The sequence below is a fragment of the Victivallis sp. genome (assembly GCF_048170485.1).
Lineage (GTDB): Bacteria > Verrucomicrobiota > Lentisphaeria > Victivallales > Victivallaceae > Victivallis.
On record NZ_DBEXAY010000180.1, the window covers coordinates 1 to 9,036 of the forward strand.

The window sequence follows — 9,036 nt, forward strand, 5'->3', positions numbered from 1 at the left end:
CCGTGCTACCTCGTCGCCGGCGGCGGGGATGTACGCGAGCTGGAGGGTTTCTAATCCACTAGGGTGGGATGGGGACTGTACCCTCACCGTTATAGGATTCATCCGCTACAAATGTTTCTAATCCACTAGGGTGGGATGGGGACCCGTGGCTTTGAGGCCGCAGATCAGTATTTCAATACAATTTCCAACGTTGCCGTTGATGAAAGTTAAACCGCTTGATAATATAGTGTTGCTGTAAAAAAAATCAACTTGATTCGGTTTTCAAACAACTCGAATATCCCAGAAAAACAATATGCTCTTTCTGTCGGTATTCAATCATGCAATATTTTTACTGTCAACAAATTAAATATGATATTTCTTGCTCCGGACGATTGTTCTCTGTGATAGTCATATGATGTTGGATATGTTTCCTTTCATCTCTCCCAGTTGCTCGCGCCGGAGCAATTTCTCGCTTTCAACGGAATACAAAGTAATATGGCTGTCTGCCGCACGAGTTTCATTTAATAGATTCTTGATTTTAATGAATTGTGAATAGGTGACATTCCCTTCAAAAACCGAATTCTGATTCCAGAAAAGATACTTTTTCAACAACTTGTGCAATTTGACGCAGTTGTCATGTTCGGTGTCATATACGATAATGAGGTACATTTCAGTATTCGATCCGATATGGTTTGTATTCCCTGCCTTCCAACAAATAATTCACCAGCTTGTAGCAATCCAGCCGCAACAGCTGACGATACGATACTGAGCGGTTCAATGCCGGACAATGGACTGTCTGACGCAGCCCCTGATCCCATTCCTGAAGAATCTTCTGTCGCGCACCATCTGTCAGAAGAAAACCATTGCTGTATTTCCGGAAGTCTTTGTCCCCAACCATCCGACAGCCCCAGAGGCGGAACAGCAGGCGATCCACCAGCAACGGTTTGAATGGCTCCACCAGATCCAACGCCAGAGAATACCGGCGCGTCTGAGGCGTATGAAGATAGGAGATTCCGGGATAGAGTGCCGTCCGGTACAACTCGCTGACGCAGGCGGTATAAAGCAGGCTGTTCAAAAAGGAGAGCAGCGCATTCAAGGGATTATCCGCCGGATGATAGACGCGTTTAAACGGTGCCGCTGGATTGCCCAGCCACACGGGCCATGCCTGATAATAGATCCGCCGGACGTTTCCTTCCAGCCCCATCAGCTCTTCCGGTGCAGTCCGGTTCGACAGCTCTCCGGAAAAACGACGGATTGTTTCAGCCGCTTCTTCCAGACCGCCCTTCCGGCGTTGGTAGTAAAGCACGATTGACCGGATGTTGTGAAATGTCGCTTCCAGCAGGGTGCGACAGATGGCAAGACGCTCTTCCGGGGTTCGGTATGCTTCTCCCTGGCGGATCACCAGATCGCCGCTGAGTTGTTCCGCGTGAGGAAACAACGTCCCGGTATGGTGCCCAAACCAGTTGAAGAAGTGGATCGGGATCTTTCGACTGTTCAAAAAGTTTATCAACTTGGAGTTCAGCGTGATTTCCCCGAAAACGTAGACCGCGTCCACACTCTCCACCGGGAGAAAGTGAACTGCTTCAGCCGGTTTTTCATCCAGCGCTTCCTCTTCCTGTTCCGGCGGCGTTTCTTCCGGCGGCAGTGCGGTTTTCTCGAAACGCAACGTATTGTCATGGCGCCGTAAGCGGCCGGACTTGGTCAGATAAAGGTTCATAGAAAACAGAGCTCCTCATACGCACAACGTCTGCAGTAAGAGCGACGGATTGCCGCCGGTAACGGACCGGCAAGCAGCCGTTCACACGCGTCCCGATCGCTCTCCACCTGCCGTAAAGCGGCTTCATCCCACTCCACCGTCACGGTTTTCCGTTTCCCGGGATAGTGGAGTATCGCCCGACTGGCCCGGATTCCGCGGGCGTTGAGATAATAGAGATAGTAACGCACTTGCGCCTCATCCCCGCCACCGGGAGCTTCCCCGTGTTTTGTTTCATGAATAACACCGTCTTTGAAGTCCGCCCAGTCAAGCACCCCGGCCTCGCCGATGGGAATTTCCTTCTCTTCGCGGGAAAAACTCGTCTCTCCGAGCAAGGCTCCCAGTTGAACGAGATCGTTCTCGTGTTCCAGACGGATTCCGTGGCGGAACAGCCAGAGTTTGCGGGGGCAGACATGCAGGTAATTGAGATCGGTGCCGGTAAGCTCCACGGATTTTCCTCCATCATACAATCATCGCTGCCGCCAGATAGACCGGCAGCTCGTCGGGATACGAAATCCGGCCGACCGGTTCCCTCAGGCCGAGTTCCGGAAGTACGGCGGAGGCGGGAGCGATTTTGCGATCGTTCACCAGTGCCAGAAACTGTTTCCGCTCCTCCGGGGTGCTGCTGTCGGTCGCGATCTTTCCGTTTAATTTGGAGAGCTGATCGAAAATCTCCTGCGATTCGACGAGGACAAGTTCACGGCCCCGCTCTTCTCCAAAGAGTTCCGCCACCCACTGCGTGTTTTCAAACGTGCAGCCGAGCGTCTGCGGCGAAAACGCCGGAATCGAAAGCCATTTCTCCATGAGGCCGGAGGCGGAAAGGCGGGCGAACACATTTCGTTGAATTTCGGAGAGTTTCGCCGACAGGTCGGAGTCGCGCAGAACGGTGTCCTCCTCCCATTTCCGGAAGAACTCCTCCTCCTGCTTCAAGAATTTCAACTCCTCCCGGTAAATCCGGTCGAAGGGCGGTGTCTTCAGCCGGAGATCATGATTCTGCTGAACCTCCAGCAGCCGGGTCCGGGTGCTGAAGCCATCCTCGTCAACCAGCGCAAAAACCTTGACTTCGCACGGCTCGGCCCTCCCGTTCCGTCCGACCCGGCCGCCCCGCTGAATCGTTGCCGCCAGCCCTTGAAAATCGATCAGGGCCGCATCGAAATCCAGATCAACCCCGACTTCGATCATCTGCGTGGAAATCAGTGTGACCGGACGACGTTTCATTGCTTCCCGGCAGCAGAGAATCAGTTCCCGGCGCAATCCCGGCGGCACCAGTCCGTCCAGCCAGACCACGAGACGACCGGTTCCCGGCCGGCGCAGCTCCTCCAGCTGCTCCCATGGGGCAAACGGCAGCTGGAAAAATTTTCGCAGCGGCCAGCTCCCGGCGCCGATCAGATTGACCACCACCAGCAGATTCCGGGTGTCGGCGGCGTGGAATGCTTCGATCTGTTCCCCCAGCTCTGCGACGGAGAGTTCCCCCAGCGAGCGGTATATCCGCCGTTGATCGATCTCCGGTGCCCGGTAAACCGGCAGACTCTCTGCGGCGGGAATGCGGCGGGAGTCCTCCAGATCCCAGAAAGGAAAGGGTTCCAGCGGCGTCGCCGATCCCAGAATGAATCTGCAATGGCACCGCCGGGCGTATTCCCGCGCCATCCGGAAGAAAAAGGGCAGAATCATCTGCGGCAGTTTGTGAAACTCATCCAGAATCACCACCGCGTCACGCAGGCCGAGACCGCGGATGCAGCGGTTGCGGTCGGGGTGGCACATCGCCAGCAGTACCTGATTGAAGGTCGTGACATTGTAGGAGTGTTGAAACGGATGCTGTTCAATCTCCAGCGCCTCGGCGTCGTCGCCGTTGCCGTGCCGATTTTCCGGAACTGCGGCCGGGAAGGTGTGGCTCTCCCGCCGGCGGCAGTTCCAGATCTGCGCGTCACAGCCGGAGAAATAGTCCTCGAAAACCTGATCCGCCACCGAGACCTGCGGTACGGCAAAGACAATCCGCCGGAATCCATCCCGTTTTGCCAGCTGTTCCGCGCCGCGCAGCATCGCCTCGGTTTTTCCGAGTCCGGTCGGCGCATCGATGAAGTAAAAAATTCCCTCCGTCGCCGTCACCTTCAAAAACGACTCCCGCAGAAGAATGCGGAGCTTCGCCACCGGCGAGTTGCCGGAAAAGGAGCGTTCCGGACGAGGACGGAATTCCTGTTCCGGAAAGGCGCTCCTCCACGATTCAACCGCCGCCGCCCGGCCGGACTGCCGTGCCGCGGAACGGTGATCCTGCAGGCACATGCGCCCCAGCAGAGAACGGCTGTGCAGACAGGCCTGCAGCCGGAGTTCCGGGGGGAGCGCCGCGCCGCACTCCCGGTTGAACTGCACCCGCGGTTCGCGGGAGCTCCGCGGGGCGATCTCCTCCAGGCAGCGCCATGCCTTTTCCAGAATCGTTTCCGGCAGTTCCGGAAGCAGTGATGCGATTCCTCCGTCGCGGTCCAGGGCGAACGCCTTCGCCTGAGGATCACCCGCAATCAGCGCAAGGCTGTCGAGTTGTGCCGTGCCGAGCTGTTGCAGCGCGGTGTGGTGCGCCGCGGCGGTATGAAGCGCGACCAGACTCCAGTACGCGGCGTTGTCTCCTCCGCGTTCCAGCAGCAGAAGCGCGGCAAAGAGGCCGCCCGCCGCCGCGTGCTGGTGGGGCGAGGCGGAAGCGGCGCCGATGATGTACGCCTGCCACGCCTTCGTCGCCTTCCCGAGATCGTGACAGGCGCAGATAATCCGCTCCTCCGGCGTTTCCGCCGCCGTCATGACCTCTGCGAGGTGTTCGCGCAAATCGGAGTCGATTCCGTGGCTGAAGAGCTTCAAGAGACCGCCTCCGCTTTCCGGACCCAGCCGCGCACAAACGGAGTTTCCTGCCGGATGCCGGGGTTCTCCGGCGTCGGGTAGATCCAGTATCCGTCGCTCTCAATCCGCTCAAAGCACTCGTTCGCGTTGACGATGTGCCGGGAGAACGGAACCGCTTCCCCCAGAGGAATTCCGTTGACGTGAAACGCCCAGTCTGCACTCTCCGGCAACTCTCCGGCAATCCGCACCTTCCGCACGATCGCCCGGCAGAAGGAGGCGCCGAGCGCCAGCGGGAAGGCCGGCTGCCGCAATGCTTCCGCCAGTTTCCCGGCTGCCGGTTCGGGCAGGCGTACGGCGACCTCGTACGCCGGATTGTGAATCACCTGTTGCTGAATCCGCAGATTTTCCAGCTTGCCGATCTCCTTGCAGCCATTGACGTTCCAGGGGGCGCGGACCGGAATCCCTCCGATCCAGCGGCAGGCGACGTGGAAATCGTTCTCCTCCTCCCAGGCGAGAAGCTCCGGCGATACCGGCCACGGCAACCCCTTTTTATCCAGCTGTTTCAGGAGTTTCGCATCCGGCGCCTTGGCCGCGGTGGAACGGGGAGAGGCGAAGCCGAGCGCCGCCCCGCAGATTCCGGCCAGATTGCCCGGCGCCGGGCCGAGGCAGGAGTAACTGCCCATCGAGTCGTAGACGTTGCGCCACAACGCCATATCTCCGGCAAGTTCAAAGATCAGAATGCTCATGCTCCGGCTCCGGGCAGCGGCACCGGGAAGTTGGCCGCCTGATGTTTGAGGAATACAGTTTGGTCGTTGCAGTTCCAGCCTGCCAGGTAACCCGGCAGCAGGTTTTCCAGCGCGGCGACGGCGCCGGAGTGGCTCTTGATCCGCTTCTCCTCCAGCAGATCGTAGAGCGAGGCGGGATTGGCGTAACTCACTTCGCCGGTCGGCAGCCAGCCGACGAGGAACTGAGCGAACTGCGAACGTTGAGTGAAAGAGGGATAACGGTCGCTGGAGTAGGCGCGCCACATCCCGTTGGCCAGCGCTTCGATCCAGCGGGCCGCGCCGTTGTTCTGCCAGTCGATCAGTTGATTGCCGGAGGCGTTGATCCGCAGCATGTTGAGATTGATCTCCCACAGGGCGAGGAAGAAGCCGTATTCGAGAGAATCGACGGTGGCCGAACCGGCGGAATCCTTGACGCGGTTCTCCTTGTCCAGCGTCGGGAATGCGTTGTTGCGCCCGAGGGAATAGATTTCGCAGTCGTGAAACGTCACCGGGCGGAACAGGGTGTTGACCGCATTGGTGACGTTGAAATTCTCTCCCTTGACCGCGTGGACGTACCCGAAAAGCGGCAGATCCAGCGTGTTGTACAGCGCGTCATGCATATCCGGCTTGCTGATTCCGGCGGCCTCGCGGATCTTCTTGAGCCGCAACTCAAAGTTGCAGGGGTTTCCCGCTTCGTCCTCCTTCTCGTAAAAGACCGTCTCCGTCCCATGCGGCAGATGTTCCGCCACGGCGTAGGCTTTGAGGCCGCGGCGGACGTGGTGCTTGATGTGGACGTCGCTGGTGAACACCTGACCGGTTTCGTCGTTCATCCGCAGTGTGCTGCTGTACGGGTCGAGATTGGGACGCGCCTGAATGGCTTCAAACCCGAACAGAAGATAGGCGTTGCCGGTTGCGGGGAGCGTGGAGTTGACCTTAATCATGTTTCACCTCTTTGTTGTCATCCGATTTTTTCTCGTAGTAGACCATACCGCAAATCAGGCCGGAATTGAACGCATCCCGGCGGCTTTCCGGCAGCAGCGAACGGAGGAACGGCAGCAGACGGCAGTTGAAAAGCTGCTCTTTCTCCAGATTCATCAAAAGGCCGATTCCTTTTTCGAACACCCGGAAGAGCTCTTCTCCGCGCAGGCGTGACGGCTGCCGCCCCTGCGTGGCGGAGAACGCACGGCCCTGCTGTTGTACGGTCCAGCAGAGGTCATGAAGCAGCATGCCGGTCAGCGCGCCGCGCGCAAAGAGGGCGAAATCCTCTTCCGGAACGCCGGACCAGGCCATGCGGAGAAAGTTCTCGAATTTCGTCTTTTCTTTCTCTCGCAACAGCTCATGCGCTTCACCAAGCAGCGATTGCAACGTGGGGGGATGGATGGAACTTTTCATGCCGAACACTCCTGTTGTTATGCCGTCAAAGTTTTCGATTCTGGCCAACTCCATTTGAAATTCATTCTCTTTCAACCGATTGGGATCTGTCCGGGCGACGGCGATCAGGTGTTGAAGCCGGAGCAGCTTGCCGACCACGCGGAAATAACTGCACGCCCCCAGATCGTCGATCAGCTGTTTGCCGGACTGGTTTTTGCAGAAACGCTGGAAATTCAGAAACAGCTCACGTCCGGAAATCAGCCTTTTCTGCAACGCCAGGGTGAAGAGTTCGGTCCAGTAGCGGTAGACGCTCGGCGTGTCGCCCTGCTGCCCGGTCAATGCCTGTTTCATGTACCCCACCACGGCATACTGCAGATGGGAGTTGACGAGTTCCGCGTTGAGCATCTGCCAGTAGTCCAACGAAACCGACGGGACGATCTCCTGCACAATGCGCTTCTTCTTGGTACTCCCTTCCAGATGGGTCAGAAAAACCGTTGCGGAGTATGGCGTCGGCAGGATGTCCGGCGGATGTGCCAGAAGCTCTGCCTGATCGTCATTCCCGGCGGACCCGGATTTCTGCTTTTTCTTCTTCGCTTCGAAGAACAGTCTTTTCCTGGCGTTCTCCCCGTCGATCACCTCTTTGAGCACGCTGTAGGGGCAATCTCCTTCCGGAAGGAACAGCAGAGAGGAGGTGTCGGGCGAGGGGGCGACATTCACACGGTATTCCAGCTTGTTTGCCCACAAGCCGCGAATGGCATGGATGGAGCTTTGCGGAATGACTCCCATCAGGCGGTGGAATTCGGATTCGCGGATCGCATCGAGCTTGTACTCTTTGCCGAAGGCATTGCGACCGAGACCGCTGCCGGATTGAAACTCTTCGGCGACCAGCTCCAGATCGGCGACCTCCGGAGGCGTGAGGAAGTGCATGATTTCACGCGAACGGGCCACATCGATGCCCAGCGCCTCCAACGCCTCGCTCTCCCCGCCGCCCGCCCGGAGCCAGTGCACAAGATGTTTTCCACTGCTCAGACGGCAGATGCTGATCAAGGGCCACTGGCCGCGCGGTGCTTTGAACTTGTACCAGGCGGTCGGGAGTTTTTTTGTATTCGCATTTTCCATCATCGCCTCGAAAGCGGGAATTTCTTCCCTCAGCCGGGCGGCGACCTCCGGATCGAAGGTTTCGAGCCATTCGAGAAAACCCCGCGAATAGCGAAGATAGATCGCTGATTTTGCCACGCCGCCGAAGTTGGGATCGCCGCCGCTGAAGAATGTGGAGCTGCCGCTGTACAGAGGGCGTTCCCCCAGAGAGGCGCCCGAGGCGTAGAAATCCCGCCAGCTGCCGTTGAATTTGGTGCTCCCGTCCGGAGTGTCATCGTAGTGGAGGAGGTCGCTAGGGACCATTCCGCCGGCGACGATCTCCCAATGGACAGCCTTTCCGTCGATCGACGGCTCCGCCACATAGACCTCTTCTTCCGACGGTCCGGCGTCCAGATCATAGAGCCCCTGTGCAATTGTCTCGTCAATTCGTTTCAGCAGCATGTCGAGTTCCTCCCGAGTTCCATCAGGCCCCAGCCGCTGGAGTTGAGTGCCCCCAAGCCCGCGGACCAGATCATCCGGTGGACCGCTTCCGGCGCTGTGATCCGCACTGGTGCACGGAAACCGCGGACGTTTACGCCCTTGAAACGGATCAGGCGTGTCCGGTATGCGCGCGTCTCCGAAAGCGGCAGAAATTCAACCTGAATTGGCAGTTGCGACACCGCTTCCGCCGTCAGGTTTCCGATCGACAGGATGTTTTCGAACACATCCGGCCGGATTTCACGGAGCCGCAGGAGTTTGTGCCGCAGATTTCCGGCGATCAGTTCGCGGCAGGAGGGAATCCCCGGTTCGGAGTCATCCGGCAGCTGGTAGAGGGTTTTGCCGTTCTGCTTGTACGGGCACACCAGAAAGCCCGCTTGACCGAAGGGGCGGTAGGTCATTTCCGGCCGGAATTCCGGAGTTTTCACCATGGTCAGGGATTCCAGTTTGAACTTCCTGCCGCAGATACACAACTCGCTTTGCTGCTGGAGGGAATCCGCCATTTGATAGAGGAGTTCCGGCCAGATGGAGCCGAAACGCATCCAGACCCGTCTGCCGAATTTCAGGCCGCCGCGTCCGTCCGGCAGTTTTGCCGGTTCCGGTTTCGGTTCGCTGTTGAGGGGGGAAAAACAAAAAGTTTGATGCGACTGCGGTGCGCACCGTCATGCAGTTCTTTGGCCAGAGTGGGGACCCGTGCGGTCAGGGTCTGGTACAGTGCGGAAGCCAGTTCATACTGGTAATCGAAGGGAAGAAAATTCTCGCCGGAAGAAG

8 protein-coding genes and 1 pseudogene are annotated in these 9,036 nt (G+C 58.2%); all 9 read right to left on the bottom strand.

Going from position 1 to position 9,036, the window contains the following annotated elements; all coding sequences use genetic code 11:
• Positions 1-387: 387 nt before the first annotated feature.
• Positions 388-648, bottom strand: a complete 261-nt coding sequence (gene cas2, locus ACMLHG_RS09325) for a CRISPR-associated endonuclease Cas2 (protein ID WP_367170118.1) — start codon at positions 646-648, stop codon at positions 388-390.
• A gap of 1 nt (position 649) precedes the next feature.
• Complete coding sequence (gene cas1b, locus ACMLHG_RS09330) at positions 650-1,696, bottom strand: type I-B CRISPR-associated endonuclease Cas1b (protein WP_417170315.1); 1,047 nt, start codon at positions 1,694-1,696, stop codon at positions 650-652.
• Positions 1,693-2,181: a CRISPR-associated protein Cas4 gene (cas4, locus tag ACMLHG_RS09335; protein WP_417170316.1), complete on the bottom strand. Its 489-nt coding sequence runs from the start codon at positions 2,179-2,181 to the stop codon at positions 1,693-1,695. The genes cas1b and cas4 overlap by 4 nt, the downstream gene beginning before the upstream one ends.
• 13 nt (positions 2,182-2,194) lie before the next feature.
• The gene (locus tag ACMLHG_RS09340; RefSeq protein ID WP_417170317.1) at positions 2,195-4,576 is read right to left on the bottom strand and encodes a DEAD/DEAH box helicase family protein; all 2,382 of its coding nucleotides are present in this window, start codon (positions 4,574-4,576) and stop codon (positions 2,195-2,197) included.
• Positions 4,573-5,301: a type I-E CRISPR-associated protein Cas5/CasD gene (locus ACMLHG_RS09345; RefSeq protein WP_295812467.1), complete on the bottom strand. Its 729-nt coding sequence runs from the start codon at positions 5,299-5,301 to the stop codon at positions 4,573-4,575. Before ACMLHG_RS09345 ends, ACMLHG_RS09340 begins: the two co-directional genes overlap by 4 nt.
• Entirely contained in the window at positions 5,298-6,260 is a 963-nt protein-coding gene (locus ACMLHG_RS09350) for a type I CRISPR-associated protein Cas7 (protein ID WP_295812469.1), read from the bottom strand. Before ACMLHG_RS09350 ends, ACMLHG_RS09345 begins: the two co-directional genes overlap by 4 nt.
• Positions 6,253-8,229 (bottom strand): hypothetical protein, encoded by a 1,977-nt coding sequence (locus ACMLHG_RS09355; protein ID WP_417170318.1) that lies wholly within the window; start codon positions 8,227-8,229, stop codon positions 6,253-6,255. The genes ACMLHG_RS09350 and ACMLHG_RS09355 overlap by 8 nt, the downstream gene beginning before the upstream one ends.
• Entirely contained in the window at positions 8,220-8,807 is a 588-nt protein-coding gene (locus ACMLHG_RS09360) for a CRISPR-associated endoribonuclease Cas6 (RefSeq protein WP_417170319.1), read from the bottom strand. The genes ACMLHG_RS09355 and ACMLHG_RS09360 overlap by 10 nt, the downstream gene beginning before the upstream one ends.
• A gap of 20 nt (positions 8,808-8,827) precedes the next feature.
• Positions 8,828-9,036: pseudogene (locus ACMLHG_RS09365) on the bottom strand (hypothetical protein); the annotation flags it as partial.